The 26,588-nt window shown below is 71.1% G+C and carries 20 protein-coding genes; 16 read left to right on the forward strand and 4 right to left on the reverse strand.

Annotation, left to right across the window (positions count from 1 at the left end; translation table 11 throughout):
* Nucleotides 1–322: 322 nt before the first annotated feature.
* Nucleotides 323–1,459, forward strand: coding sequence for an FAD-dependent oxidoreductase (locus OOK38_RS29950; protein WP_266755464.1), 1,137 nt, complete (start codon nt 323–325; stop codon nt 1,457–1,459).
* Between the two features lie 263 nt (nt 1,460–1,722).
* Here the strand turns inward: OOK38_RS29950 and OOK38_RS29955 are convergent, their stop codons facing one another.
* Genes OOK38_RS29955 through OOK38_RS29965 form a run of 3 tightly spaced genes read right to left on the reverse strand, consistent with a single transcriptional unit; the run spans nt 1,723 to nt 4,020 of the window.
* Nucleotides 1,723–2,556 (reverse strand): fumarylacetoacetate hydrolase family protein, encoded by an 834-nt coding sequence (locus tag OOK38_RS29955; RefSeq protein ID WP_266848959.1) that lies wholly within the window; start codon nt 2,554–2,556, stop codon nt 1,723–1,725.
* Nucleotides 2,557–2,566: 10 nt separating this feature from the next.
* The gene (locus tag OOK38_RS29960; RefSeq protein WP_266848961.1) at nt 2,567–3,448 is read right to left on the reverse strand and encodes a fumarylacetoacetate hydrolase family protein; all 882 of its coding nucleotides are present in this window, start codon (nt 3,446–3,448) and stop codon (nt 2,567–2,569) included.
* A complete protein-coding gene (locus OOK38_RS29965; RefSeq protein ID WP_266848962.1) occupies nt 3,445–4,020 on the reverse strand; it encodes a carboxymuconolactone decarboxylase family protein in 576 nt (191 codons plus the stop codon). Before OOK38_RS29965 ends, OOK38_RS29960 begins: the two co-directional genes overlap by 4 nt.
* A gap of 130 nt (nt 4,021–4,150) precedes the next feature.
* Between OOK38_RS29965 and OOK38_RS29970 the strand changes: the two genes are divergently transcribed.
* The 7 genes from OOK38_RS29970 (at nt 4,151) to OOK38_RS30000 (ending at nt 12,869) form a co-directional block, all read left to right on the forward strand.
* The gene (locus OOK38_RS29970) at nt 4,151–4,909 is read left to right on the forward strand and encodes an SDR family NAD(P)-dependent oxidoreductase (RefSeq protein ID WP_266848963.1); all 759 of its coding nucleotides are present in this window, start codon (nt 4,151–4,153) and stop codon (nt 4,907–4,909) included.
* Nucleotides 4,910–4,920: 11 nt separating this feature from the next.
* Nucleotides 4,921–5,700 carry an SDR family NAD(P)-dependent oxidoreductase gene (locus tag OOK38_RS29975; RefSeq protein ID WP_266848964.1) on the forward strand — a complete coding sequence of 260 codons (780 nt, stop codon included), beginning with the start codon at nt 4,921–4,923 and terminating at the stop codon, nt 5,698–5,700.
* Between the two features lies 1 nt (nt 5,701).
* Nucleotides 5,702–6,985, forward strand: coding sequence for an amidohydrolase family protein (locus OOK38_RS29980; protein WP_266848965.1), 1,284 nt, complete (start codon nt 5,702–5,704; stop codon nt 6,983–6,985).
* Nucleotides 6,982–7,758: an alpha/beta hydrolase gene (locus OOK38_RS29985; protein WP_266848967.1), complete on the forward strand. Its 777-nt coding sequence runs from the start codon at nt 6,982–6,984 to the stop codon at nt 7,756–7,758. Before OOK38_RS29980 ends, OOK38_RS29985 begins: the two co-directional genes overlap by 4 nt.
* Nucleotides 7,755–9,227 carry a glycoside hydrolase family 43 protein gene (locus OOK38_RS29990; protein ID WP_266848969.1) on the forward strand — a complete coding sequence of 491 codons (1,473 nt, stop codon included), beginning with the start codon at nt 7,755–7,757 and terminating at the stop codon, nt 9,225–9,227. The genes OOK38_RS29985 and OOK38_RS29990 overlap by 4 nt, the downstream gene beginning before the upstream one ends.
* Before the next feature lie 82 nt (nt 9,228–9,309).
* Nucleotides 9,310–10,272 carry an alpha/beta hydrolase gene (locus OOK38_RS29995; protein ID WP_266755447.1) on the forward strand — a complete coding sequence of 321 codons (963 nt, stop codon included), beginning with the start codon at nt 9,310–9,312 and terminating at the stop codon, nt 10,270–10,272.
* Nucleotides 10,269–12,869 carry a family 78 glycoside hydrolase catalytic domain gene (locus OOK38_RS30000; RefSeq protein ID WP_266848970.1) on the forward strand — a complete coding sequence of 867 codons (2,601 nt, stop codon included), beginning with the start codon at nt 10,269–10,271 and terminating at the stop codon, nt 12,867–12,869. The genes OOK38_RS29995 and OOK38_RS30000 overlap by 4 nt, the downstream gene beginning before the upstream one ends.
* Here OOK38_RS30000 and OOK38_RS30005 read toward each other — a convergent pair.
* Nucleotides 12,859–13,680: an IclR family transcriptional regulator gene (locus OOK38_RS30005; protein WP_266755443.1), complete on the reverse strand. Its 822-nt coding sequence runs from the start codon at nt 13,678–13,680 to the stop codon at nt 12,859–12,861. The genes OOK38_RS30000 and OOK38_RS30005 overlap by 11 nt on opposite strands.
* Before the next feature lie 129 nt (nt 13,681–13,809).
* Here OOK38_RS30005 and OOK38_RS30010 point away from each other — a divergent pair, with 129 nt between their 5' ends.
* The 8 genes from OOK38_RS30010 (at nt 13,810) to OOK38_RS30045 (ending at nt 26,564) form a co-directional block, all read left to right on the forward strand.
* Nucleotides 13,810–15,351 (forward strand): ABC transporter substrate-binding protein, encoded by a 1,542-nt coding sequence (locus OOK38_RS30010; protein ID WP_266755441.1) that lies wholly within the window; start codon nt 13,810–13,812, stop codon nt 15,349–15,351.
* A 95-nt stretch (nt 15,352–15,446) separates the two neighbouring features.
* Nucleotides 15,447–16,388, forward strand: a complete 942-nt coding sequence (locus OOK38_RS30015) for an ABC transporter permease (RefSeq protein ID WP_266755439.1) — start codon at nt 15,447–15,449, stop codon at nt 16,386–16,388.
* Nucleotides 16,385–18,346 (forward strand): dipeptide/oligopeptide/nickel ABC transporter permease/ATP-binding protein, encoded by a 1,962-nt coding sequence (locus OOK38_RS30020; protein WP_266848971.1) that lies wholly within the window; start codon nt 16,385–16,387, stop codon nt 18,344–18,346. Before OOK38_RS30015 ends, OOK38_RS30020 begins: the two co-directional genes overlap by 4 nt.
* A complete protein-coding gene (locus tag OOK38_RS30025) occupies nt 18,343–19,326 on the forward strand; it encodes an ABC transporter ATP-binding protein (RefSeq protein ID WP_266848973.1) in 984 nt (327 codons plus the stop codon). The genes OOK38_RS30020 and OOK38_RS30025 overlap by 4 nt, the downstream gene beginning before the upstream one ends.
* Nucleotides 19,327–19,351: 25 nt before the next feature.
* Nucleotides 19,352–20,587: a family 1 glycosylhydrolase gene (locus OOK38_RS30030; RefSeq protein ID WP_266848975.1), complete on the forward strand. Its 1,236-nt coding sequence runs from the start codon at nt 19,352–19,354 to the stop codon at nt 20,585–20,587.
* On the forward strand, nt 20,580–23,198 hold the full coding sequence (locus OOK38_RS30035) for a glycoside hydrolase family 78 protein (protein ID WP_266755433.1): 2,619 nt from the start codon (nt 20,580–20,582) through the stop codon (nt 23,196–23,198). The genes OOK38_RS30030 and OOK38_RS30035 overlap by 8 nt, the downstream gene beginning before the upstream one ends.
* A gap of 223 nt (nt 23,199–23,421) precedes the next feature.
* Nucleotides 23,422–24,219: an oxygenase MpaB family protein gene (locus OOK38_RS30040; RefSeq protein ID WP_266849388.1), complete on the forward strand. Its 798-nt coding sequence runs from the start codon at nt 23,422–23,424 to the stop codon at nt 24,217–24,219.
* Between the two features lie 65 nt (nt 24,220–24,284).
* Complete coding sequence (locus tag OOK38_RS30045; protein WP_266848977.1) at nt 24,285–26,564, forward strand: serine/threonine-protein kinase; 2,280 nt, start codon at nt 24,285–24,287, stop codon at nt 26,562–26,564.
* Nucleotides 26,565–26,588 lie beyond the last annotated feature (24 nt).

Here is a 26,588-nt window from a genome sequence, read left to right on the forward strand (position 1 = left end):
CAGTTGGAATGCGCCTCTCGCTGCCGGGGGAGAAGCCCGGCGGTCAGGGCGAAGAGGTACATCGAGCCGACCGCGACATCAGCCCCTGGCGACAACGTATGGGCCTTGCGGTCCGCATGGCCGTGGTTCACTCGCGAACCAGCCTGGAAAAGGAGAGTTGGAGCACGGTCGAGCGTGTCGACGGGCACAGGGGGCGGGCGGCGGCGACCCGGCCGGTTCGCTCCGGGCTGACGGCTGATAGAAAGTTGCAGGTCACACCGGAAAACCTCGGGGCGTCCGGTTGCCCGGTCGGTCCGGATCGTTCACCAAAGGATCGAGCATCGTGTCTTCTCGTCGAGTCGTCGTCATCGGTGGCGGGGTCATGGGCTCGTCCGCCGCGTGGCGGCTCGCTGCCCAGGGTGACCGCGTCACCCTGCTGGAGCGCTTCCCGCCCGGCCACGACCGGGGCAGCTCGCACGGCACCTCGAGGATCTTCCGGCTGGCCTACACGGACCCCTTCTACGTCGGTCTCGCCGTGCGGTCGCTGCCGCTGTGGCGGCGGCTGGAGCAGGAGACGGGACGGCAGGTGCTCACCCTCACCGGAGCCGTCGACCACGGCCCGGCCGCCACGACCGAGGCACTGTACGAGGCGCTGACCGTCGCCGGACACCCTGCCGAGCGGCTGGCCCCGGAGGAGGTCGCCGAGCGCTGGCCGGGGCTGCGCGCCGACACCGGTGCGGTCTTCCACCCGGAGGCCGGACGCCTGCACGCCGACGAGGCGGTCACCGCCTTCCAGCAGGCGGCGCGGGCGCACGGCGCGGAGGTCCGGCACGGCGTCCGGGTGACCGGGCTGTCGGTGCACGGCGACGCCGAGGTCCGGGTGGTCACGGACACGGAGGAGGAACTGCGCGCCGATGCGGTCGTGGTCGCGGTCGGCGGCTGGGCGCCCGGAATGCTGGGCGGCGGTACCGCTCCGCTGGTCGGCGGCGTACCGGTGCTGCGTGTTACCCAGGAGCAGCCCGCGCACTTCCCCGCGGCGGACGCGCTCACCTGGCCCAGCTACATTCACCACCCGGGCGCCGCGCTGCCCATGGACGGCCTCACCGTGGACGGGGTGTACGGACTCGGCAGCACCGACGGCGTCAAGGCGGGCTTCCACGGCGTCGGCCCGGTCGTCGACCCCGACCGGCGCGACCGCACCCCGGACGCCGCGATCCTGCGGGAGCTGGCGGCGTACGCCGAGCGCTGGCTCCCCGGCGTGGACCACACCGCGCCCGAGGCCGTGACCTGCCTGTACACCACCACCCCTGACCATGACTTCGTCATCGACCGGCAGGGCCCGGTCACCGTGCTGGGAGGGTTCTCCGGGCACGGCTTCAAGTTCGCGTCGGTCATCGGCGAGCTGGCGGCCGTGCTGGTACGCGGAGAGCCCGGACCGAGCCGGTTCGCGCTCGGACGCCCGCGTCCCACGAGTCACTGAGCCGTCCCCGAAGAAGGGGCACTCCCCACCAATTTTCACCGGCGTAGGGCCGGACGACCCGGCCGCTTGTCCCGTCCCGCCGCGGGATTTCATGCGGCCAGCCGCTCAAGCTACTTGGCATCGGTGCAGGTCACGAACGTGACTTGGTTCCAACTATCGAGCCTGGTCACAGCGATGCGACCCTGCGTGTCGTGGCCGCGGTCCGGGTCATGACGAAGCGGACCCGCGCCGGCCCCCTGGGTGGCGGTCGGCGCGGGCCGCGTTCATCGGAAGGTCTGGCGCATCTCGCCCAGGCCGTCGATCCGGCTGACCAGGACGTCGTCGGGGCCGAGGAACCGCTGCGGAACGCGACGGTTGCCCACCCCGGCCGGGGTCCCGGTGAAGATCAGGTCGCCGGGGTAGAGCGGGCAGACCGCACTGATGAACTCCACCAGCTGCGGAACGGAGAAGATCATCTCGCTGGTGCGTGCCGCCTGGACGCTCTCGCCGTTCAGCAGGCATTCGATCGCGATGTCGTCCCGGTCCGGCAGCTCGTCGAGGGTCACCAGCGCCGGACCGGTCGGACCGAAGCCCGGATACGACTTGCCCAGCGAGAACTGCGGCGGTTTGCCGGTGAGTTGGAGGACGCGCTCGGAGAGATCCTGCCCCACGGTGAGTCCGGCCACGGCCTCCCAGCCTTCGCTCGCCGGCACCCGATGGCAGGGCGCACCGATGACGGCGACCATCTCGAGCTCCCAGTCGACATTGCCCTTGGGCAGTTCGACCTCCGCGGCCGGGCCGACGATGCAGCTCGGGAACTTGGTGAAGAGCAGCGGGATCTCGGGCGGGACATGGCCGGCTTCGGCGGCGTGCGGACGGTAGTTCAGCGCCACCGCGAAGACCTGGCGTGGCCGCGGGACCGGCGCGTCCAGATCGGCGGTCAGGTACGGGCGCGCCGCGGGCAGCTCGACGCTCTCGGCCCAGGCCCGGAACTCGGTCCAGTCGGTCAGGACGTCCATGGGGTCCGGGCCGAAGCGTCCCGAAGAGGCGTCGGCGATGTCGACCGCGCCGTCCTCGGTGAGCAGGACGGCGCGGTCGGCCAGCGTGGCTGTGCGCATCTGCTCGGCCTCAGTTCGCCGGGCCGTAGAGGTCGATGGAGAACGGCTCGGTGTCGTGCGCGTCCTTCCAGCCGACCACGTGGTTCCGCAGCGTGCCGACGCCCTCGATCTCCGCCTCGATACGGTCACCCGGCTGGAGATAGAAGTCGAACGGATTCGGCTGCACGGCGGCGACGCCCGAGATGGTGCCGGTGGTGATGATGTCGCCGGCCGTGTAGCCCTGGGCCGAGTGGTAGGCGACCAGGTGCGGGATCGAGATGATCATCTTCTCGGTGTTGCCGGTCTGACGCCGCTCACCGTTGACCCGGAGCTCCATCGCGAGCGCGTGCGGGTGGGGAATCTCGTCCTTCGTGATGATCCAGGGGCCGATGGGGCAGAAGGTGTCGATCCCCTTCGAGAAGGAGAAGACGCCCGACTGCATCTCGCGGCGCTGGATGTCACGCGCGGTGATGTCGTTGAAGACCGTGTAGCCGGCGATGTAGTCCTCGGCCTCCTCCGGGCCGAAGAACTTGCCGCTCTTGCCGATCACGATGGCCAGTTCGAGTTCGTAGTCGAGCTCCTTGGTGAGCCCCTCGGGGTACACGATCGGCTGGTCGGGACCGATGATCGCGTCGACGTTCTGGAAGAAGACGATCCCCTTGTGCACCGGGTGCGACCAGTCGACGGCGGTCAGCTCGTCGTGGTGGTCGGTGAAGTTGCCGGCGGTGTGGAAGAACTTCTTCGGCACGATCGGCGCCTGCAGGGTGACCTCCCCGAGGGGGAACCGGCGCCCGGTCTCCCCGGCCTTCCCTTCCCGTTCGAAGTAGTCGCGCATCGACGGGACGTCGAGCTCGACGACGGCCTCGCCGTCGACGTAGCCGACCCGGCCGTCGTTGAAGGTCACGAGTTTCATGCGGAGTCTCCTGGTGGTCCGACGCGGAAGACGCGCAACTGCAGCGCGAGCGTCACGTAGTAGCCCACCAGGGTGGTGAGCTCCACCACCGCCTCGATGCCGTTCAATGAAACGGCCCGGTCGAAGACGGCGTCGTCGGCGTCACCACGCGCGACCAGGACCCGCACGAGTTCCAGGGCGGCGGCTTCGGCAGGGTCAGAGAGCTCAGGTGCCGTGCCGGCGTTCACCGCGGCGATCTCGGCGTCGGTCAGACCCGCTGCCCGGCCGATCGGCTCGTGGGCGTAGCGCTCGAAGGCCGAGTCCCACTGGGCCGCGACCGCCAGGACGGCGAGTTCGCGGATCCGATCGCTGAGCGAGGTCCGGTAACGGATCGCCGAGCCCAGCTCCTGGAGGGCCGCCCCGACCCTGGGTGCGAACAGCATCGCGTTGAAGGGGCCGTTGAGTCTTCCCTGCGCGTCGGTGAGAGCGAAGAGCTGGGGACCGCCGGCGCGTGGCCCTCCGGTGATCGCGTCGTAGAGGGGGCGTTGGCCGAGGTCGAGCTCACCTGGGGTGAGGCGGGGCAACCGAGTCATGGCGCCGAGTGTCGTGCGCGCACCGGTGCACAGGCAGTGCTGTGCCAATAAATGGCATCGCACTTCCGCACGTTCCAATGATTGAAACGAACGTAGTGCGGATCACACGCCATCGCCTTTCATCCCTCGCATGGATGACTGGCTCGGACTCGAACATCGCGCGGCCCTCGTGGCCGGTGCCGGCGGCATCGGTGCGGCCGCGGCCCTCGGACTCGCCCGACACGGGGCCCGCGTGACCGTCACGGACGTCGACGAGGAGCGACTCGCCGCCCTCGCCGAGCAGGCGGTGGAGGCCGGACTCTCGATCGCGACCCGCGCGGCCGACCTCACCGACCCGCGAAGCGCTCGTGCCGCGGTCGACGAGAGCGCCGGGACGATGGGCGGCCTCGACGTCTTCGTGCACGCGGTCGGCATCAACGACCGCCGCCCGGTGCTCGAGACGCCCGACGACGTCTGGGAGCGGATCATCGACGTCAACCTCAAGAGCGCCGTGTGGAGCGCTCAGGCGGCCGGCGCCCTGATGGTGTCCGGCGGCTACGGCCGGATCGTCCTGCTGTCCTCTGTCTCCGGGCTGCTGGCGCACGCCAACCACGCTCCGTATGCCGCCACCAAGGGCGGTGTCAACCAGCTCTGCCGCGTCATGGCTCGCGAGTGGGCGCCGCACGGCGTCACGGTCAATGCCATCGCGCCCGGTTACACCGAGACCGACCTCACGCGCGCCTACCTCGACAGGCCCGGCATGCGCGAAGGCATGGTCGGCCTCGTTCCGGCCGGCCGGCTCGGCACCGCCGACGACGTCGTCGCACCCCTGCTCTTCCTCTGCTCCACGCAGTCCGCGTTCGTGACGGGCCACGTCATGTACGTCGACGGCGGTCGCACCCTCGTCTGAAAGGCAGACCCATGAATCTTCCGCAGCGCTTCACCGACAAGGTCGTCCTGGTCACCGGTGCCGGCACCGGCCTCGGCGCCGAGATCGCCGTACGGGCGGCCCAGGAGGGTGCCGACGTGGCGATCCACTACCGCAGCTCGCGGGCGGGCGCACGCCGTACGGCCGACCGGGTCGAGGCCGAGGGGCGCAAGGCCTTCCTCGTCCAGGCCGACATCGTCGAATGGGCGCAGATCACGCGCATGGCCGACGAGGTGTGGGGCCACTTCGGCCGGGTCGACGTGGCGATCAACAACGTGGGCGACATGGCCAGTGACCAGATGTCGTGGCGTGAGATCACCGAAGAGTCCATCGACCACACACTCGCCGTCGACCTCAAGGGCACCTTGGTGTGCACCCACGAGTTCGGCTCCCGGATGCTCGAGCAGCCCGACGGCGGCTCGATCGTCAACGTGGGTTCCACGGTCGTGGTCCGCGGCAGCGCAAGGGCACCGCAGTACGCTGCGGCGAAGTACGGCATCCTCGGCATCACCAAGTCCTACGCCCAGGCGTTCGCGCCCAAGGTCCGGGTGAACACCTTCGCTCCCGGTTTCATGGAGACCGAGCGCATGCTCAACCGTGAGGACTACAAGAACGGACGCGGCGAGAAGCTGCGGGAGATGACCCCGATGCACCACATCCCGAAGCCCGAGGAGATCGCCGGCACGGCGCTCCTCCTCGCGACCGCGGACGCCCAGCACATCACCGGCAGCTACTTCGTCGCCGACGGTGGCTACAACATGATCGGAGCCTGACATGTCCGATCAGCGCATCCTCTTCGTCGACGGCAACGTCTTCGACGGCTCGGGCGCCCCGGCCGTCCGTGCCGATGTGGTCGTCCGCGGCGAGACGATCGAGGCGGTCGTCGTCGGCGGTGGCGTACAGGCGCAACCGGGTGACCAGACAGTCGACTGCACCGGCAGGACGGTCATGCCGGGCATGATCGAGTCGCACTGCCACCTGACCTTCCCCTCGGCCGTCGGTCACATCGACACCTCCTTCAACCCGCCGCTGGACGTCAGCTTCTTCCATCACATGCCGACGCCGGACGAGCACCTCGAGATCGCGAAGCGCAACGCGCGCATCCTGCTCGACCACGGCTTCACCAGCTCCTACTCGGCCGGCTCGCTGACCCCTGTGCCGACCGAGGTGATCCTCCGCGATCAGATCAAGGCCGGCGCCGCGGTGGGGCCGCGGATGCGTGCCGCGTCGTTCGAGCGCGACAACAACCCGGTGCGGATGGGCCCCGACGGCCCGCGCGAGCAGAAAACGGGGCCGGACGCGGTGCGCGCGTTCATACGCGAGCAGGCCGCGATCGGCTTCGACAGCGTCAAGCTGCTGATGAGCAACGACGACGTCTTCTTCGAGGGCGGGTCCATGGTGACGCAGTACAGCCGCGAAGAGGCACAGGCCGCCGGCCAGCAGGCGCGCGAGTCCGGTGTCTGGCTCAACTGCCATGCCCAGAATCCCGAGTCGATCAAACGGGCGGTCACCAGCGGCTTCCGCTCGATCTATCACTGTTCCTACGCGGACCAGGAGGCGATCGACCTGCTCGAAGAGGCGAAGGACTCGGTCTTCCTCTCGCCGGCTGTCGGCATCATGTGGGCCAACGTCCACGAAGGCGAGGAGTTCGGCATCGACACCGCGATGGCCCGGAAGATGGGCTCGGTGAAGGCGCTCGAGGCGATGACGAAGCTCTACCCCGAGCTCCGCAGGCGCGGCCTGCGCGTGCTGCCGGGCGGCGACTACGGCTTCCCCAACAACCCGATAGGCCGCAACGCCCGCGACCTCGAACTCTTCGTCAGGCTCTTCGGGTACAGCACGCTCGAGGCACTCAAGGCGGCCACCTTCCACGGAGGTCAGGTCCTCGACTTCCCGGTCGGCCTCCTGGCGCCGGAATATCTGGCCGACATCCTCGTGGTGGACGGAGACCCGACGCGGGACGTGACCGTGCTGCAGGACGCCGGGAACCTCGTCGCCATCGTGCAGGGCGGCCGGTTCCACAAGGGCGCCGAGCAGCTCACGCGCGGTGCGGCATGAGGCGGTTCGACGACGTCGAGTACGCCGTGATCCCGGGCTTCCGCCCGCTCGAACTCGACCTGTACCTGCCCGACGCGGTATCCGCGGCGGGCGCCGTCGAGGTACCGGTCATCGTCCACGTGCACGGCGGTGGATGGCGACGCGGTTCGCGTCGTCACCCGCTGCCGCGCCTGGGGGAGGACTTCTACCCCGCGATGGTGCGGGCGGGCTTCGCGGTGGCGGCGATCGACTACCGGCTCAGTGGCGAGGCGGCCTACCCGGCCGCGGCCGACGACGTCCGCGCCGCGGTCGCGGCCATCGCCGAGGTCATGGCGCCCCATGGGGTCGGCGCGGGGCAGGTGTTCCTCTGGGGCGACTCCGCCGGCGCGCACCTCGCCCTGCTGGCCGCTTTGACCGGCTCCGCCGTGGCCGGCGTGGTCGCGTGGTTCCCGGTCACGGACCTGACCGCCATGCCCGACCCCGTCGATCCCGGGACGCGCGAGGCGCTCTTCCTGGGAGCGCCGGCCGCAAAGATCCCGGACCTCGCCCGCGAGGCCAGCCCGATCAGCCACGTGCGTGCCGACGCGCCGCCCACGCTGGTCATGCACGGCGACAGCGACACGATGGTGCCGACCGCGCAGAGCGTCGACTTCGCCGCCGCCCTGACCGCGGCGGGAGGGTCCGCGCGGTTGGTGCTCGTGCCCGGCGCGAGCCACTTCTGGGAGGGCGCCGCGGATGTGACCGCCCTGCAACAGCGGTCGCTCGCCTTCCTGCGGACGCTCGTCACGTCATGACCCGTCCGGTGATCCCAGGATTCAACCCGGACCCCAGCGTGGTGCGCGTCGGTGACGACTACTACCTCGTCACCTCGTCGTTCGAATACCTGCCGGGCCTGCCGGTCTACCACAGCACCGATCTGCGGGACTGGCGTCAGATCGGTCATGTGGCGACCAGGCCGGAGCAGGTCGAGGTCGAGCTGATTCCGACGCCCGGCGGAGTCTGGGCCCCGACGCTGCGCTACCGCGACGGCCTCTTCCATCTCATCGTCACCGTCTTCCTCGGCGGCCGGGGCTGCGTCGTCTTCACGGCGACCGATCCGGCCGGCCCGTGGAGCGACGGCGTGAGCATCCCCGCCGTCGACGGGATCGACCCCGATCTCGCCTGGGACGACGACGGCACCGCGATCGTCACGTTCGCCCGCCATCCCGACCCGATCCAGCAGGTCCGCGTCGACCTGACGACCGGCCGGGCCCTCGACACGCCCCGTCCGGTCTGGGCCGGCAGCGGCGGCTATTCCCCCGAGGGCCCGCACCTCTACCGCCGTGGCGCATGGTGGTACCTGGTGGTGGCCGAAGGCGGCACGGACCGAGGCCACGCCGTCACCGTGGCCCGCGCTCGAAGGCCGGACGGACCGTTCGAGAGCTGCCCGGGGAATCCGGTCCTCACCGCCGCCGGCACCGGCCGGCCGGAGCAGAACCTCGGCCACGCCGACCTGGTCGAGACCGACTCGGGGACGGCGCTCGTCTGCCTCGGGGTCCGGCCGGTGGGGCTGGCGCAGTCGTTCTCGCCCCTCGGCCGCGAGACCTTCCTGGCCGACGTCGACTGGGCCGACGACTGGCCGAGCGCGCGGCTGACCGAGCTGCCGCCGGCGCCGGCCGAGGAGGTCACCTACGACCTCGGCGCGCCGGACGCGCTGACCGACCCGGTCTGGATCGCCGTACGCCAGTTGCCGGCCGCGGTCGCCACTCCCACGCCCGACGGTCTCCTCATCCGCCGCACTCCCGGTCACACCGGACTGGACGGCCCACGACCGGCCTTCGTCGGGCGACGGCAGCGGCACCTGGGCGCCGTGGTGAGCGCTGTCCTCGACGTTCGGGCGGGCAGCGGGGGCCTCGCGTTCCGCAACGCGGAGGACAACCTGGTGGCGCTCGAGGCCCGCTCCACCGGAACCGGGGTCGAGATCGAGGCGCGGGTGGTCGTGGCGGGATTCGACCGGACCTGGCACGCCACCCTGCCGTGCGGAGACGTCGAGCTCACCATCGCGACGGCGCCGCCGCCGGCCGACTTCGCCGCCGGTGCGGTCGGGGGCGACCGGATCCGGTTGACGGCCCGGGTGGGCGACGAGGACGTGACGCTTGTCGAACTGGACGGCCGGCACTGGTGCTTCGAGACCGCCAAGGCGTTCACGGGCCGGGTCGTCGGGCCGTTCGCGACCGAGGGCGCGGTCCGGGTCCGCCGCCTCCGGTACTCCGGCCGGTCCTGACGTTCTCATCAGTCGGTCCTGACGTTCCATTCAATGGAGCGGCCGGGTGACGTGGATCAGCGCGACCGGAACGCTGCGACGCATGCCGATTCATCCTGAGACCCTCCAGCGCTTCGCGTACATCGAGGGTGTTCCCAGCATGCAAGCCTTCTTCGAGGACCCCCAGTACGCCGAGCGGCGGGCCGCGTTCGAGTCCTGGCCGGACTACGAAGTCCCCGACGTCGCGGTTCGCGCGGCACAGGCGCCCGGGCCGCACGGTCCGGTGCCGGTACGGGTCTACGGCGAACGTCCAGGAGCGACCGGGCGGCCCGCTCTGGTGTGGATGCACGGCGGCGCCTTCATGATGGGCGACCTGGACATGCCCGAGGCGGACTGGACCTCGCGGGAGGTGGCGCGGCGTGCCGACGCGGTCGTCGTCTCGGTCGACTACAGGCTGTGCCAGAACGGCGTGCACTACCCGGTGCCCCACGACGACGTCGTGGCCGCGGTGCGCTGGGTCCGCGAGAACGCGGCCGATCTGGGTGTCGACCCGGCGGGGATCTCGGTCGGCGGGGCCAGTGCCGGAGCCAACCTCGCCGCGGGAGCCGCCCTGAAGCTGCGCGACGAGGACAACCAGCGCCCCGCCCACCTGATCTTCGCCTACGGCGTCGCCCACGCCGTGCTCCCGCCGCTCGGTCCCGAGCTGGCCGAGCTGATGAGCCACGTGCCCCAAGTGCTGCATTTCCCGCCGGAGATGCACGGCTTCTTCAATCACAACTATCTCGGTGGCCCACTCAGCAAGGCCGACGGATATGCCTTCCCGATCCTGGCCGACCTGCGGGGGATGTGCCCGACGCTGGTGCTCAACGCCGAGTACGACGACCTGAGGGTCTCCGGCGAGGCCTTCGCGGCGGCGCTCGCGGCCGCGGGCGTGGACGTGCGCCAGGTGATGGTGCGCTCGATGATGCACGGCTACCTCAATCTCCCGGCCACGTTGGGGCCGACCGCCGCCGCGCTGGACCTGATCGCAGCCACGATCGGCCGGCCCGTGGCGCTCGGCGCATGAGCGCGCCGACCGCTCTGGCCGTCGAACACCTCGGTTCTCCGCTCGGGCTCGGTGAACCCGCGCCCCGGCTGTCGTGGCGGCTCCCGGAGGGCACGCGCACCCAGACGGCGTACCGGATCCGCGCGGAGTTCGGTGGCGCGGTGCACGACTCGGACTGGGTCGAGTCCGCCGGGAGTGTCCTTGAGGCATGGCCTTTCGATCCGGTCGGGTCTGCGCAGCCGGTGAGCTGGCGGGTGCGGGCGCGGACCGATCGAGGGGAGTCCGGCTGGTCGGCCGCGGCGAGCTTCGAGACGGGCCTGCTCGCCGCCGGCGACTGGACCGCTTCGTGGATCCGCCCCGGCGAACCGAACCCGCTCCCACAAGCCCCGCGCCCCGCCTATGAGTTGCGCGGACGCCTGATCATCCGTCAGCCGGTACGCCGCGCCCGGCTCTACGCGACGGCGCACGGTCTCTACGAGACCTTCCTCGACGGGGTCCGGGTCGGCGATCTCGAATTGACCCCCGGGTACACGCACTACTCCGCCCGCGTGCCGGTTCAGGCCTATGACGTCACCCCGCTGCTCCGGCCGGGGTCGGTCACCTGGACGGCGCTGTCCAGCGACGGCTGGTTCCGCGGTCAGGTCGGGATCTTCCGTGCGGTCGATCAGTGGGGCGAACGCACGGCGTTCCTCGCGCAGTTGCGCGTGGAGTACGCCGACGGCACCACCGAGGTGTTCGGCACCGACGCGGGCTGGGAGTCACGGCCGTCGAGCCTCGTCCGCGCCGACCTGATCGACGGCGTGTCCGACGACCGGCGTGCCACCGACGCGGCCGGATGGCGCCCTGTGGAACCGGTCGGCCTGGGGTACGAGACCCTGTTCTGGTCGCCGGCGCCACCGACGCGTCGTATCGAAGAGCTACGGCCGAGCTCGGTCGTACGACGCGGCGACGACCGGCAACTGGTCGACCTGGGCCAGAACATCAACGGCTGGGTCCGTCTGAGCAACCTCGGCCCGGCGGGCGGCGAGGTGACGCTCGTACACGGTGAGGCGCTCGACAAGGATGGCGATCTCACCACCGACCACCTCAGACCCGCGGTGCCGTTCCTGCCCGCGCCGCTTCCCGCCGGGCAGGTCGACCGCGTCATCTCCGCCGGTCGGCCCGGTGACGTGTTCGAGCCGCGGCACACGACCCACGGCTTCCGGTACGTCAGCGTCGAGGGTCACCCCGACGATCTGACGCCGGAGGATGTCAGGGGCGTCGTGGTGCACAGCGATCTGCGCCGCACGGGATGGTTCTCGTGCAGCGACGAGCGGATCGACCGGCTGCACGAGGCCGCCGTGTGGAGCTTCCGCGACAACGCCTGCGAGATCCCCACCGACTGCCCCCACCGGGAGCGGGCGGGGTGGACCGGCGACTGGCAGCTCTACGTACCGACGGCCGCGTTCCTGTACGACGTCGCCGGATTCTCGGCCAAATGGCTGGGCGACGTCGCGATCGAGCAATGGCCCGACGGCACGATCGCCAACATCTCGCCGCACGGCCCGGCAGAGGGCCCGCACGGTCCCACCGGGCCGTTGCAGGGTTCGGCCGGCTGGGGTGATGCCGTCGTCATCGTGCCCTGGGAGCTCTACCGCGCGTACGGCGACGAGCGGATCCTGGCCGATCTGTGGCCGAACATGGTGCGCTGGGTCGGCCGTGCCGAGCGGATGGCCGCCACCGGCCGGCACCCCGGTCGCACCGGCCCCGAGGCGGCGCACGAGCGCTACCTGTGGGACACGGGCTTCCACTGGGGTGAGTGGCTGGAGCCGGGCAACGAGGTCGACGACTTCGGCGCGTTCGTCGCCGGCGACAAGAGCGATGTCGCCACGGCGTACTTCGCGCATTCGGCGGGGCTGATGGCCCGTATCGCCGAGGTGCTCGACAGGCCGGAGGAGTCGGCGCGGTACGCCGAGCTCGCCGACCGCGTCACCGCCGCCTGGCGCACCGAGTTCCTCGCCGCCGACGGTACGGCGCGCCCGGCCACACAGGCCAACCTCGCGCGGGCGCTGGCCTTCGGGCTCATCCCGGAGGAGGCCGTGCCGAACGCCGTGGCGCAACTCGTCGGCCTCGTCCGGGCCGCGGGCACCCATGTCGGCACCGGCTTCCTGGCGACGCCCTTCCTCCTGCCGGTGCTGGCAGAACACGGCGAGGCGGATCTCGCCTACGAACTCCTGTTCCAGGACGGTCCGCCGTCCTGGCTGCACATGATCGACCGCGGTGCGACCACGGTCTGGGAGCGCTGGAACGGGATCGCGGACGACGGCACGCCCCACGAGTCGCTCAACCACTACTCGAAGGGGGCGGTGATCAGCTTCCTCCACCGTCACACCGCGGGGCTGCGGCCGCTCGAACCGGCGTACCGCCGCTTCCGGGTGGCCCCGCTTCCGGGCGGCGGTCTCACCGCGGCCTCCGCGGCGCTCGAGTCGCCCCATGGACGCATCGAGTCGGCGTGGCAGCTCACAGGCGGCCGGCTGCTTCTCGAGGTCGTCGTGCCACCGGGCACGACCGCCGAGGTCGTCATGCCGAACGGTGGGGTGGATGTGGTCGGCCCCGGCCGGCACACCTTCACGTCCTGAGCGCCGCCGGTGGCAGGGCCGCGCTGGGCGCGCCGAGGGCGCGCGAGATGCCCTGCGCGGCGATGCGCACCGCGTAGGTGAGCCGGCGTGGCTGCGCCTCGCGTTCGGGGAGCAGCACGCCGATCGCGGCGACCGCCTCGTCGCGCTCGTCGAAGACCGGCGCGGCCACCGCCACCAGCGTCTCCAGCTCGGTGCGACGGAAGATGGCCACCCGCTCCCTGCGCACCTCGGCGAGCGTGCGCCGCATCGCCGCGGCCGGAATCAACACCTTGTCCGGCTCGCTGTGCAGCGGCCGCGCGAGCAGTTCGTCCTGCACCTCGGCGGGTGCGAAGGCGAGGAGTGCCAGCCCCATGCCGGTCGCGTGCAGGGGCATCTTGCCGCCGACCCGGTAGCGCACCTGGACCGCTTTGTGCGCTGAGAGACGTTCGACCAGCGTCGCCTCAAGACCGTCGCGGACCGCGAGCTGCACGTGCTGATGCGTGACCGCTCCCAGGTCGCTCATGAAGGGCAGAGCCGTCTGGCGCAGACCGTGACCGCGCGGGGCGAGCGAGGCGACCTCCAGCAGCCGCAGGCCGATCGAGTACCGGCCGGCTTCGTCCCGCTCGAGAGCACCCCAGGCGAGCAACCGGTTGGCCAGCCGCAACGTCGTGCTGACCGGAATGTTGCTGAGCCCGCTCAGCTCGCGCAACGTCAGATGCCGCCGCGTCGCGTCGAACGCCTCGAGCAGCGACAGCGCCCGGTCGATGACGGGTTCTCCCTGCGGTGGGCGCTTGCCCCGGCGTGGGCTCGGGGCGGCAGCCGTTTCGCTCACAAATAGCACCTTCCGGTTAAGCGCGCGTTTCAATCAATGGCAATCATTGCTGACTTGTGTGACTGGCGCCACTCATTGTTCTCCCCAAGTCGGGCCAAGACCCCGACCCGGACAACCCGAGAGGCTTCGATGACCGGCTTCACCTTCAAGCGTCTGGGAGTCAGCACACTGGCTCTGGCGGTAGCCACCGTCTCTCTGGCGGCGTGCGGCTCTTCGACGAACAGCGCTGGTCGCTCTTCGAGCACCACACTCACCATCGGCTACGACTCCGACCCGGCACCGCAGGGCTACGACCCGCTGCTCTACGGCGGTGGCCAGCGACTCTTCTACGAGTCGGCCTACCAGTCGCTCTTCGCGGAGGGCGCCGACGGTCAGCCCGTCCCCGAGCTCGTCACGAGCTTCAGCTACAACAAGGCCAAGACCCGCATGACGCTGAAGCTCAAGTCCGGTGTCACCTTCACCGACGGCTCCAAGCTCACCGCTCAGCTGGTCAAGCAGAACCTCGACCGTCGCAGCAACTCCAAGCTTCAGGCCTACTCCGGCTTCGCCAAGGGCGGCTCGACCGAGATCAAGGACGTCAAGGCCCCGAGCGCGGACACCGTGGTGCTCACCTTCCCCACCGCGCAGGGGTCGTTCCAGACGAACCTCGCGGGCGTCCCCGGGACGATCGTCGGAGCGAAGGCGATCAGCGACCCGAGCCTGCTCAATCAGGGCCCGGACGGCTCGGGCCCGTACAAGATGCGCACCGCGGTCAAGGGCAGCAGCTACACGATGAGCCGCCAGCCCGGCACTAACACGGGCACCTACCCGTTCCGGACGATCGTCTACAAGCCGTACCTGGACAAAACAGCCCGTCTGAACGCGCAGATCTCCGGCCAGACGGACGCGTCGATCATCGACACGTCCACCCAGCGCACGGCAGCGTCCAACGGCGTCTCGCTGGTCAGGAACGGCGGCACGATGCTGGACCTGCTGGTCTTCGACAAGACCGGGGTCACCTCGAAGCCGTTCGCCGACAAGGACGTTCGCCGGGCACTGAGCTACGCGATCGACCGGGACGCCTTCGTCAAGACCGTGGCCAAGGGCGCCGAGCCGACAGCCAACGCCTTCCCCAAGTCCTCGCCCGGCTACGACCCCGCGCTGAACTCCCGGTACGCCTATGACGTCGCCAAGGCGAAGCGGACGCTGAGCAAGGCCGGCTACCCGAACGGGTTCTCGTTCACCATCACCGCCAGCCCGACCATTCAGGCCGCGCTGGAGTTCCTGCAGAACGAGTTCAAGGCGATCGGCGTCGACATGAAGATCGACGTCACCACCTCGACCGGCCAGCTCTTCGCCGCGGTCAACACCCAGCCGCTCGGCTTCATCCCGCTGACGATGAGCAACGAGATCGGCGTCACCGCAGGGGTTCTCGTGGGCGGCTTCGCGAATCCGCACAAGACGCAGGACCCGGTGATCGGGGCTGCGCTGGGAGCGGCGTCGAACGCCTCCGGCCCGGACCACCCCGCCGCGCTGAAGAAGCTGAACGGCGCGCTGATCGACGAGGGCTGGCTGATCCCGGTCGCCGAGCAGTACGCGTACGTCGGCTACAACGCCAAGGTGCTCAAGACGCCGACCTATCCCGGCACCGACGGCTATCCGCTGCTGAGCTCTTTCAAGCCGGTCGCCTGACCGTTCCCCCGCGGTCGGCCGGCGGTCCTCAGGACCGTCGGCCGACCGACGGGACAGCGCGCTCGGTGCCGTGATCTCGGAAAGGAACTCATGCCATGTTCACCTACGTCGCCCGTCGTGTCGGGCTCGGTGTCGTCACCGTTCTGGTGGCGTCCGCCCTGAGCTTCCTCCTGGTGCACGCCTCCGGCGGCAGCCCGGGAGCCATCACCGCCGGGGAGGGGGCGACCAGGGCCCAGATCGCGGCGGAGAACGTCCGGCTCGGCTGGGACCGTCCGCTCGTCGCTCAGTACGCGAGCTGGCTCGGACACGCGGTCCGCAGCGACCTCGGGGTCTCGTTGATCGACGGCCACGGCATCTGGCCGGACCTGATGCAGCGCGTACCGGTCACCGCTTCGATGGCCGTCTTCGCGACCCTGTTCAGCGCGATCCTGGGGATCCTGGCCGGAGTCGTGGCGGCGGTGCGCCCCGGCAGACTCGATCGCCTGATCACGGTGACCAGCGGGATCATGCTCTCCCTGCCGCAGTTCTGGCTCGGCATCCTGCTGGTGTACGTCTTCTCGGTGAAGGCGCATCTGCTGCCCGCCACCGGCTACATCGGGTTCATGACCTCGCCGGCGCAGTACGTCCAGAGTCTGGTTCTCCCGGTGCTCGCGCTGGGGCTGACCGGAGCCGCGATCATCGCCCGCACGACCAGGGCCGGCATGGCGGACGCGCTGCGGCAGGAGCACATCCGCACCCTGCGGGCCCTCGGCACGCCGGTCTGGCGGATCCGCTACCTGCACGCACTCCGCTTCGCCGGTGCGCCGGTGGTGTCGGTGATCGGCATCCAGTTCATCGCCCTCTTCGGCGGCTCGGTCATCATCGAGCAGCTCTTCGCGCTGCCCGGCCTAGGCCAGGCCGCACAGGGCGCGATCAACACCCACGACTTCCCCGCGGTCCAGGGCGTCGTCGTCATCGCCACCGTGGTCGTGGTCGTCACCAACCTGGCCCTCGACCTCGTCCTCGCCGCCCTCGACCCGAAGGTGCGTGCCGCGTGAACGTCTTCACCGAAACCGTCCAGGTGCCCGCGGCGTCCGAGCCGACGTCCGGTCGGCGCCGACCGCCGGGCCCGCTGCGCCGCCCCGTCACCGTGCTCGCGATCGCATGGCTGGCCGCGATCGTGATCGCCTCGGCGACCGCGCACTGGTGGGTGCCGTTCCAGGTCGGCGAGCAGGACCTCGCTCACGCCCTGGCAGGCCCTTCGCGCGGGCACTGGCTCGGCACCGACGAACTGGGCCGCGACATCTTCTCCCGGATCGTCACCGGCGGCTGGATCTCGATCGGCCCGGCACTGCTGGCCGTGGCGGTGGCCTTCTGCGTCGGCGTGCCGATGGCGCTGCTCGCGGCCGAGCACGGTCGCAGGGTCGAAGGGCCCCTCAGCCGCGTCGCCGAACTGCTCCTGGCACTGCCGACCACCGTGATCCTGCTCGCCTTCGTCGGCGCGGTGGGGGTCCACGTCTGGGCCATCATGGCCGTTCTCGGACTTCTGCTCGCGGCGCCGGTGTACCGGATCCTGCTCGCGCTGGCCCAGTCGCTGCGCACCCGCCTCCATGTCGACGCGGCGAAGGTGAACGGCGTCGGCTCCCTCTTGGTGAACGTGCGTCACGTGCTGCCCGGAATGGCGACCACGATCGCCGTCCAGGCGGCGCAGCTCTTCGCGCTCGGCATCCTGATCGAGGCCGGCCTGGCCTTCATGGGCTACGGGCCGGCCATACCGGCGCCGAGCTGGGGCGGCCTCATCGGGGATGCTCAGCAGCACATCTACGACGACGCCTGGATGATGGTTCCCACCGGTGTCGTGCTCGCGCTGACCGTGCTCGCGGCCAACCAGATCGCCGACGCCCTGGCCGGTGAGCGGGAGCGGACCGCCCCTGCTCGACGCCCCGTGCGACAAGCGGGTCGACCTGTGGCAGCGGCTCCGGCCGGGGGCGAGGCATCCCCTCGGACCGATGGAGCCCTGCTCGAGGTGCGCGATCTGCACGTCGGCGTCGTGGAGGGCACGGAACTGGTCACCGGTGTCTCGGTGTCGGTCCGGCCCGGCACCGTGCTCGGCCTGGTCGGCGAGTCCGGGTGCGGCAAGACGATGACCGCACGGTCGCTGATGGGACTGCTACCCGACGGCGTCGAGGTCAGCGGCGGGTCCATCCTCTTCGAGGGCCGGGAACTGGTCGGGCTCTCCGACAAGCAGTACCAGGCCGTCCGCGGGCGGGACATCGCGATGATCTCGCAGGAGCCGATGGTCGCGCTCGACCCGATGTTCTCCATCGGCCATCAGCTCACCCGGCCCATCCGCCGCTTCCGCGGGGTCGGCCGCAACGAGGCCCGCCGCATCGCGCTCGACCTGCTCGCCCAGGTCGGCATCGTCGACCCCGAGCGCATCCTGCGCAGCCACCCTCACGCACTGTCCGGCGGCATGGCCCAGCGCGTCTGCATCGCCCTCGCGCTCACCGGCTCGCCGAAGCTCCTGATCGCCGACGAGCCGACCACCGCTCTGGACGTGACCGTGCAGGCGGAGATCCTCAGCCTGCTGCGCTCACTGGTGCGCGGCACCGGCCTGTCGGTCGTCCTGGTCAGCCACGACCTCGGTGTGGTGGCGGACCTGTGCGACGACGTCGCCGTCATGTACGCCGGTCAAGTGGTCGAGTCCGGGACCGTGACCGAGGTCCTGGACCAGCCCGCGCATCCCTACACGAGCGCGCTGCTGAGCGCGAACCCCCACATCCCGCAGGGGGAGACGGTCCCGGACCGGCTGCCCTCGATTCCAGGCACGGTGCCGGCGCCGAAGGACTGGCCCACCGGCTGCCGGTTCGCGAGCCGGTGTCCCCTGGTCACCGCCGAATGCCACGAGCCGATCGCGGCGGCGCCGGCACACGGCGCGGGTACCGCGCGCTGCATCCATCCGCTGACCCTGGCGCCGAGCACGGCCACGCCGAACGAATCCGGAGTCGTCCGATGAACCAGCCAGCCCTCCGCGTGCGGGATCTCGTCGTCCACTACGGACGTCGTCACCGGACGCCTCCCGCCGTCGACGGGGTCAGCTTCGACATCGCGCCGGGCGAGACCCTCGGGCTGGTCGGTGAGTCGGGCTCCGGCAAGTCGACCATCGGCAAGGCGATCCTGGGACTTCAGGCGGCGAGTTCCGGGTCGATCACGCTGAACGGGACGGACATCACCACGGCCTCGCTGCGACAGCGTCGGGTCAGTGCGATCGACCTGCGCGCGGTCTTCCAGGACCCCTACTCCTCGCTCAACCCGGTCCAGACCATCGGCCAGACCCTGGTGGAGCCGCTACGAGTGCTGCGCGTCCCGAAGCCGGAGCAGTGGCAGCGGGCCCGGGAGGCGCTCGATGCGGTGGGTCTGCCGAGCGATGCGATCGACCGCTCTCCCGCGCAGCTCTCCGGCGGTCAGCGTCAGCGAGTGGCGATCGCGCGCGCCCTGGTCTGCGACCCGAGGGTGATCGTGCTCGACGAGCCGGTCAGCGCTCTCGATCTCTCCACCCAGGCGCAGGTGTTGAACCTGCTGGCCGATCTGCGAGACCGGCGACAACTCGCGCTGCTCTTCATCGCGCACGACCTGGGCGTCGTCCGGTTCCTCTCCCAGCGGGTCGTGGTTCTCTACCGCGGCCAGGTGATGGAGCAGGGTGATGTCGAATCGGTGACCCAGGAACCGCGCCACCCCTACACCGTGGCGCTGACCGCGGCGGCACCCGTGCCTCATCCGGCCGAGCAGGCGCTCCGTCGCGCCACGCGCGAAGCACTGGGCATAGGCGCGGCCGGGACAGCCGCGGCGGCACCGACGGGCTGTCCGTTCGTGAACCGGTGCCCGCTCGCGGGGGACCTCTGCCGCACCGAGCGGCCGCCTCTCACCGGATCCGGTGACACCTCCGCGGCCTGCCATCGCCTCGATGAGGTCGCCGCGCTTCGTGCGACCCACTGACACCCGCACCACCTAGGGAGATCCCATGCACCAGTTCCCCGACGGCTTCCTCTGGGGAGTGGCCAGTGCCGGCCACCAGACCGAGGGCGACAACATGACCAGTGACTGCTGGTTCGCCGAGAACGTGACACCGACCGTCTTCAAAGAGCGCTCGGGCAAGGCGTGCAACGGTTGGGAACGCTGGCGCGAGGATGTCGACCTGGCCGCCGCCATGAACCTCGACGCCTACCGCTTCTCCGTCGAGTGGGCGCGCGCCGAGCCCGTCGAAGGCGAGTTCTCCGCCGCCGCGCTGGCCCACTACGAGGCGATCGTCGACCACTGCGTCGAGCGGGGTCTGGCGCCGGTCGTCACGTTCCACCACTTCGTCGCCCCGCACTGGTTCGCCGCGCGCGGCGGATGGCTGGACGCCGAAGCCCCGGAACGATTCGCGCGCTTCTGCGACCGGATCATGACGGCCTTCGGTGACCGGATCGCGGTGGCGGTGACGATGAACGAACCCAACCTGCCGCCGATGCTGGCCTGGGCCGGGCTGCCCGACTTCGTCCGTGACCTCGAGCGGGAGACGCTGGAGGCCTGCACCCGGGCGACCGGCGTCGAGCGCTACCGCCTCACCAACATCACGCTCGCCGAGGAGTCCGGCGCCCTGCTCGCCGGCCAGGCCGCCGGGCACCGTGCGGCTCGCGCGGCGATCAAGGCGCGTCGCGCGGATCTTCCCGTCGGCCTGTCGATCGCGATCGTGGACGACCTCGTCCACGGCCCGGATCCCACCCTGCGGGACCGCAAGCGCGCCGAGGTCTACCAGCCCTGGCTCGAGCTCGCCCGCGAGGACGACTTCATCGGCGTCCAGAACTACGAGCGGCACTATTACGACGCGACGCGTGCGGTGAACCTCGACGGCACACCCGCGGAGGGCGGGGTGATGAACCGCACCGACCCGGCGTCGCTCGGCAGCTGCGCGCGGTACGCCCACGCGGTGAGCGGCGTGCCGGTCCTGGTCACCGAGCACGGCATGCAGGCGGACGACGACACGAAGCGCGCCGGTTTCATCGAGCCGTCGCTGGCAGGTCTGCAGCAGGCGATGGACGCCGGCGTCCCGGTGCTCGGCTACTTCCACTGGACTCTTGTGGACAACTTCGAGTGGATCTTCGGCTTCGGGCCCAAGCTCGGGCTGCACAGCTTCGACCCCGTCACCTTCGAGCGCACACCGAAGCCGAGCGCGGGCCTCTACGGTGACCTGGTCGCGAGGCTGCGCCGTGGATGAGGTTTCCGCCGTCCGCTTCGAACACCGCGACGATCCGCTCGGCATCGGGGAGGACCGCCCGCGGCTCTCCTGGCAGGTCGCGAGTCAGCAGCAGGGCCGACGACAGGCCGCCTACGAGCTGACCATCGGCGAAGAGTTCTTCCACGTCGACTCGGCCGACTCCGTGCTGGTGCCGTGGCCCGCGAGGCCGCTGGCGTCCCGCGAAGCACGCGAGGTCCGGGTCCGTGTCATCGGCACCGACGGCGAGGTATCCGACTGGAGCGACCCGGTCGGCGTGGAACGCGGTCTCATCGCCGACGACTGGAAGGCCACGCTGATCGAGCCGGCCGGGGACGAGCGGGGGCCGGCGGCACTCCTGCGACGCTCCTTCGTCGCCGACGGCGAGATCGCCCGCGCCCGCCTCTACATCACGGCGCACGGGCTCTATGTGGCCGAACTCAACGGCGAGCGGGTCGGCGACGACGCCCTCGCCCCGGGGTGGACCAGCTACCACCATCGGCTGCGCTACCAGACGTACGACATCACCGGGCAGGTGCGCGCCGGTGAGAACGCGATCGGAGTGCAGGTCGCCGACGGCTGGTGGCGAGGTCGGGTCGGGTTCGTGCCCGGATGGCGCGACACCTACGGCAGCTCGCTGGGTCTGCTCGCCCAGCTCGAGATCGACTACGCCGACGGCCGGCGCCAGGTCATCCCCACCGACGAGAGCTGGCACTCCTCGACCGGGCCGATCAGGTCCGCGGATCTCTACGAGGGCGAGACCTACGACGCGACGATGGCGCTCCCCGGCTGGTCGTCTCCCGGATTCGACGACCAGGAGTGGGGCGGTGTGCACCGCGGCGAACGCGACCTCGCCACCCTCGTGGCTCCGTCGGGACCGCCCGTCCGGGCGGTCGAGGAGCGCGTGCCGGTCGACACGATCACCACTCCCTCGGGCCGGACCGTCCTCGACTTCGGCCAGAACCTGGTCGGACGACTCCGCATCCGGGTGCGCGGCCGCCGCGGCGCGACCGTCACCATGCGCCATGCCGAGGTGCTCGAGAGCGGCGAGCTCGGAGTGCGACCTCTGCGCACGGCCACGGCCACGGACCGGTACGTGCTCGCCGGGGACGCCGGCGGCGAGCGCTGGGAGCCGTCCTTCACCGTTCACGGGTTTCGCTACGCCGAGGTGAGCGGTGACTACGACGAACTCGAGATGACGGCGGTCGTCTACCACTCGGACATGCGCCGGACCGGCTGGTTCGAGTGCTCCGACCCTTTGCTCAACCGTCTGCACGAGAACGTCGTGTGGGGGATGCGCGGCAACTTCGTCGACGTCCCCACCGACTGTCCGCAACGCGACGAGCGCCTGGGCTGGACCGGTGACATCCAGGTCTTCGCGCCCACGGCCGCCTACCTCTTCGACTGCGCCGGCCTGCTCACCTCCTGGCTGGCCGATCTCGCCGCGGACCAGACAGCGGAGGGCGTCGTCCCGCTGTTCGTGCCGCGGATCGACTTCCCGGGCCCGTTCGCGGAGCCGGCTCCGACAGCCGGCTGGAGTGACGCCGCGGTGATCGTCCCCTGGGTGCTCCACCAGCGGTTCGGCGATGCGGGGCTGCTCCGCCGCCAGTACCCGAGCATGCGGGCCTGGGTCGACGGCGTGACCGCGTCGTTGGGACCGGCCGGCCTTTTCGACAAGCCGGCGTTGCAGCTCGGCGACTGGCTCGACCCGGCGGCACCTGCGGACGCGCCCTGGCAGGCCGAGACCGACGCGCACCTGGTGGCCACCGCCTACCGCGCGCACGTCGCCGGCCTGCTGTCCCGGATCGCCGCGGTGATCGGCGAGGAAGCGGACGCGGCCAAGTACGGCGAGCTCGCCAACGGGGTCCGGCAGGCGTTCCACGACGAGTACGTGACACAGGGGGGCCGGATCGCCGACTCCGGGCAGACCGGTTATGCCCTGGCACTCGAGTTCGCCTTGCTGCCCGACGCCGGACAACGCGAGCGGGCGGCACGGCAACTGGTCCGGCTGGTGCGGGAGAAGGGCCACAAGGTCGCCACCGGCTTCCTCGGTACGCCGGTGATCTGCGACGCCCTCACGTCCGCGGGAGCCATCGACGACGCGTACCAGATGCTGCTCCAGACCGAGTGCCCCTCCTGGCTGTATCCGGTGACGATGGGGGCCACCACGATCTGGGAGCGCTGGGACTCCATGCTCCCCGACGGTTCGGTCAACCCCGGAGAGATGACCTCGTTCAACCACTACGCCCTGGGCGCGGTGGGCGACTGGATGCACCGGGTGGTCGCCGGGCTCGGGCCCGGCTCGCCGGGGTACCGGTCGCTGCGGATCGAGCCGCGACCCGGGGGACGGATCTCGTGGGCACGCACGGCGCACCGCACTCCCTACGGCCTGGCCGAGGTCGCGTGGGAGCGAGCCGAGGGTGAACTCCGCGTCGACGTCACCGTGCCGACCGGGTCGGTCGCGACAGTCGTCCTGCCGGGTCTCGAACCCAGGGAGATCGAATGTGGCAGGCATCGCTTCGTGGTGCCGCACCCGGGCCCGTCGGCTGACCGCGAATGGCACCCGTCCCCGCCCATTCCGCTCGGCGAAGTGCTCGCCGAAGGGGAACGCTGACGGACAAGGCCGCGGGTTCGGCTGCCGCCTGTGCGGCGTAGGCCGCCTGGGGCGACTGGCAGGTCAGCGTGTCGACGGCGTCCGGAGGTTCGCGGTTGCATGACGCTACGCGGCGACGCCCCGCCACGTGTGCCGGCTGTGGATCCTGGGCACACCTGACGGAGTGGACCCCACCGGAGACCGTGACCCCGGGCTGTTCGGCCCCGGCTCGGTCACCTGGCAGATGCACGGCGACCCGATGATGTGGGTCGCCGGGATCCGCGCGCTCTACCTTCAGGCCCTCCACCCGCGCGCCGTACGCGGCGTCATGCAGAATTCCGACTTCCGGAACGACGCCTGGGGCCGGCTGATGCGCACCGCGGACTTCGTCGGAACGACGACGTACGGGACCACCGAGGCGGCGGAGCGGGCGGGGGCCCGGGTGCGGAAGATCCACCGCATGCTCACCGCCACCGACCCGGACACCGGCGAGCGCTACGGGGTCGACGAGCCCGAACTGCTGCTGTGGGTGCACTGCGCGGAGATCGACTCCTATCTGCACATCCTGCGGCGCTCCGGCTTCCGCCTCACGGACGCGCAGGCCGACCGCTACATCGGGGAACACCGGGTCGGCGCACGGCTGGTGGGGCTCGACCCGGACCGGGTGCCGGCGGACCGGGCCGAACTGGCCGCGTACTTCGAGCAGGTGCTCCCCGAACTCGCCGCGGGACCCGAGGCCCGCGACGTGGACGACTTCCTCTCGCGTCCGCCGGTCCACCCGCTGCTCGTACCGGCGCGCGCACTGCTGTGGCGGCGCGTGGCCAGGCTCGCGTACGCCGCTCTGCCGCCGTACGCCCACGCGTTGTACGGCAGGCCGGTGCCGCCGCCGGCCGCGGTGACCCGGGGTCTACGCGTCACGGGCACCACGCTGCGCTGTGTCCCCGCGCGGCTGCGCTGGCAACTCCCGCCCAAACACATTCTCTCGGCCATGTCACGGCTCGGCCCCGGCTCGCGCCCGGCGCCGTACAAAGTCGGAAGATAGCTCGTCATACTGGACGGGCCGGGGGAGGGCTCGAGGCTGAGCAGTGACGGGGGCGATCACACCAGATGGCGGAGAGCAGGCTGATCCAGGGCCGTTACCGGCTGCTCGACCTGATCGGGCGTGGTGGCATGGGCGAGGTGTGGCGGGCGCGGGACGAATCGCTGGGCCGCCACGTGGCCGTCAAGTGCCTCAAGCCGCTCGGCCCGCACCACGACCAGTCCTTCACCCGCGTCCTGCGCGAGCGGTTCCGGCGTGAGGCCCGGGTCGCCGCGGCCCTTCAGCACCGCGGGGTGACCGTCGTCCACGACTTCGGCGAGTCCGACGGTGTGCTGTACCTCGTGATGGAACTGCTGGAGGGAAGCAACCTCGGCCAGCTCCTGGAGGAGAACAAGAACCATCCGCTCGCCGTCGCCCTGGTCGTCGACATAGCCGACCAGGTGACCGCCGCCCTCGCCTACACCCACCAACAGGGCATCGTGCACCGCGACTTGAAGCCCGCGAACATCATGCGGCTGACCGACGGCACCGTGAAGATCTGCGACTTCGGCATCGCCCGCCTCGGCCACGACATCGGATTCACCTCACGACTCACCGGCACCGGCATCGCGATGGGCACCCCGCACTACATGTCACCGGAACAGATCGGCGGCACGGAGGTCGACCAGCGCAGCGACCTGTACTCCTTCGGGTGCGTGCTCTACGAGATCGCCACCGGGGCACCGCCGTTCGACCTCGACGACGCGTGGGCCGTCCTCGTCGGCCACCGCGACACCGTGCCCGAGCCGCCGCGCAGCCACCGCGCCGAACTCCCCGAGTACCTGGAGCGGATCATCCTCGACCTGCTCGCCAAGCGGCCCGAGCAGCGCCCGCAGGACGCCCGTGAACTCGGCCGCCGCATCAGCGCAGGGCGCACCACACCGATGTACGTGCCGACGGTCGTCACCCCGGCTCCGCCGCACCCCGCCGCTGGTGGGCGGCCCCCGGTGCCCCGGGGCACGTCCCGCCCCGAGCGGTCGCCCTCCCGGGAACCCCGGCTGCCGTCCTGGACGCAGGGCATGACCACCGGCCACAAAGCCACCGGCGCGGGACTGCGTGTCACCCCGCCGGACGCGTCCGCCGGTCTGACAGGGGAGTGGATCGCCCGCCCTTCCACAGCCGTGACGTCCCGGCCGGGCCGCAGCGAACGGCCCGCCCCCGCACCCGAGTTGCTCTCCACCCTGGCGGGGCGGCACAACGCCGGGCTGAGCCTCGGGCGGCTCGGCCGGTGGACCGAGGCGGGGGAGGTGCACCGCTCGGTGGCCGCCGAACGGGAGCATCTGCTCGGGCCCGACCACCCGGACACCCTCGCCAGCCGCTACGAGGTCGGCTTCACCCTCAGCCGCACCGGACGCCCCGCCGAGGCGCTGCGCGAGTACGCCCGGGTCGCCCTGGTCAGGGAGCGGGTGCTCGGCGCCGAACACCCCGAGACCCTGGCTGCCCGGCAGGAAATGGCCTATGTGCTCGGGCAGTTGGGCCGCCACTTCGAGGCGCACCAGGCCTACGGCGCGGTGCTCGCCGTCCGGGAGCGCGCGATGGGCCCCGACCACCCCGACACGCTGCGCTGCCGCCACAACCTCGCCTTCAACCTCAGCCGGCTGGGGCGCCTGGAGGACTCGTACCGCATGGCGAGCGAGGTCGCCGCCGCCCGCGCCCGGGTGCTCGGCCCGGCCCACCCCGACACACTCGTGACCCGCTACGAAGTGGCCTACGCGCTCGGCCAGTTGGGGCGCTGGCCGGAGGCGCTGCACACCTACCAGGAAGTGGCCGCGGCCCGTGCGCAGGCCCTGGGCCCGGACCATCCGGACACACTCGCCGCCCGTTACGAGGTGGGCATCAGCCTCGGCCGGCTCGGCCGCAGCGCGCAGGCGCTGGAGCTGTACCGCTCCCTCGTCGACGACCGCACCCGGGCACAAGGGGCCACCCATGCCGAGACGCTGCGCGCCCGGCACGGGCTCGGCGTGAACCTCGGCCGCCTCGGCCGCTGGGAGGAGGCCCTCGCCGAGTCCCGTGACGTGTGCGCCATCCGCGAGCGCGTGCTCGGCGCCGACCACCCCGACACCCTCGTCAGCCGCCGCGAGGTGGCCGTCGGGCTCGGCTGGCTCGGCCGCTGGGCCGACGCCCTCACCGAGTACCGGCGCGTCGCCGCCGCCCGCGAGCGCGTGCTCGGCGCCGACCATCCCGACACTCTCGCCAGCCGCAACGACGAAGCGCACTGCCTGGAGCAGCTGGGGCACGGGCAGGAGGCGGTGGAGCTGTACCGGAGAGTGGCCGCGCTGCGGCAGCAGCGGGCCGCCGGAGGCCGCTGACCCTGGTTCCCGCCAGGCGATGAG

Source organism: Streptomyces sp. NBC_00568 (assembly GCF_026341855.1).
GTDB lineage: Bacteria > Actinomycetota > Actinomycetes > Streptomycetales > Streptomycetaceae > Streptomyces.

Coding starts and splice junctions, on each gene's coding strand:
- OOK38_RS29985 (WP_266848967.1), top strand. CDS start 6,982: ATGAGGCGGTTCGACGACGTCGAGTACGCCGTGATCCCGGGCTTCCGC.
- OOK38_RS29955 (WP_266848959.1), bottom strand. CDS start 2,556: ATGCGCACAGCCACGCTGGCCGACCGCGCCGTCCTGCTCACCGAGGAC.
- OOK38_RS30010 (WP_266755441.1), top strand. CDS start 13,810: ATGACCGGCTTCACCTTCAAGCGTCTGGGAGTCAGCACACTGGCTCTG.
- OOK38_RS29980 (WP_266848965.1), top strand. CDS start 5,702: ATGTCCGATCAGCGCATCCTCTTCGTCGACGGCAACGTCTTCGACGGC.
- OOK38_RS29995 (WP_266755447.1), top strand. CDS start 9,310: ATGCCGATTCATCCTGAGACCCTCCAGCGCTTCGCGTACATCGAGGGT.
- OOK38_RS30030 (WP_266848975.1), top strand. CDS start 19,352: ATGCACCAGTTCCCCGACGGCTTCCTCTGGGGAGTGGCCAGTGCCGGC.
- OOK38_RS29970 (WP_266848963.1), top strand. CDS start 4,151: ATGGATGACTGGCTCGGACTCGAACATCGCGCGGCCCTCGTGGCCGGT.
- OOK38_RS30045 (WP_266848977.1), top strand. CDS start 24,285: ATGGCGGAGAGCAGGCTGATCCAGGGCCGTTACCGGCTGCTCGACCTG.
- OOK38_RS30000 (WP_266848970.1), top strand. CDS start 10,269: ATGAGCGCGCCGACCGCTCTGGCCGTCGAACACCTCGGTTCTCCGCTC.
- OOK38_RS30025 (WP_266848973.1), top strand. CDS start 18,343: ATGAACCAGCCAGCCCTCCGCGTGCGGGATCTCGTCGTCCACTACGGA.
- OOK38_RS29990 (WP_266848969.1), top strand. CDS start 7,755: ATGACCCGTCCGGTGATCCCAGGATTCAACCCGGACCCCAGCGTGGTG.
- OOK38_RS30015 (WP_266755439.1), top strand. CDS start 15,447: ATGTTCACCTACGTCGCCCGTCGTGTCGGGCTCGGTGTCGTCACCGTT.
- OOK38_RS30040 (WP_266849388.1), top strand. CDS start 23,422: ATGCACGGCGACCCGATGATGTGGGTCGCCGGGATCCGCGCGCTCTAC.
- OOK38_RS29960 (WP_266848961.1), bottom strand. CDS start 3,448: ATGAAACTCGTGACCTTCAACGACGGCCGGGTCGGCTACGTCGACGGC.
- OOK38_RS29975 (WP_266848964.1), top strand. CDS start 4,921: ATGAATCTTCCGCAGCGCTTCACCGACAAGGTCGTCCTGGTCACCGGT.
- OOK38_RS29965 (WP_266848962.1), bottom strand. CDS start 4,020: ATGACTCGGTTGCCCCGCCTCACCCCAGGTGAGCTCGACCTCGGCCAA.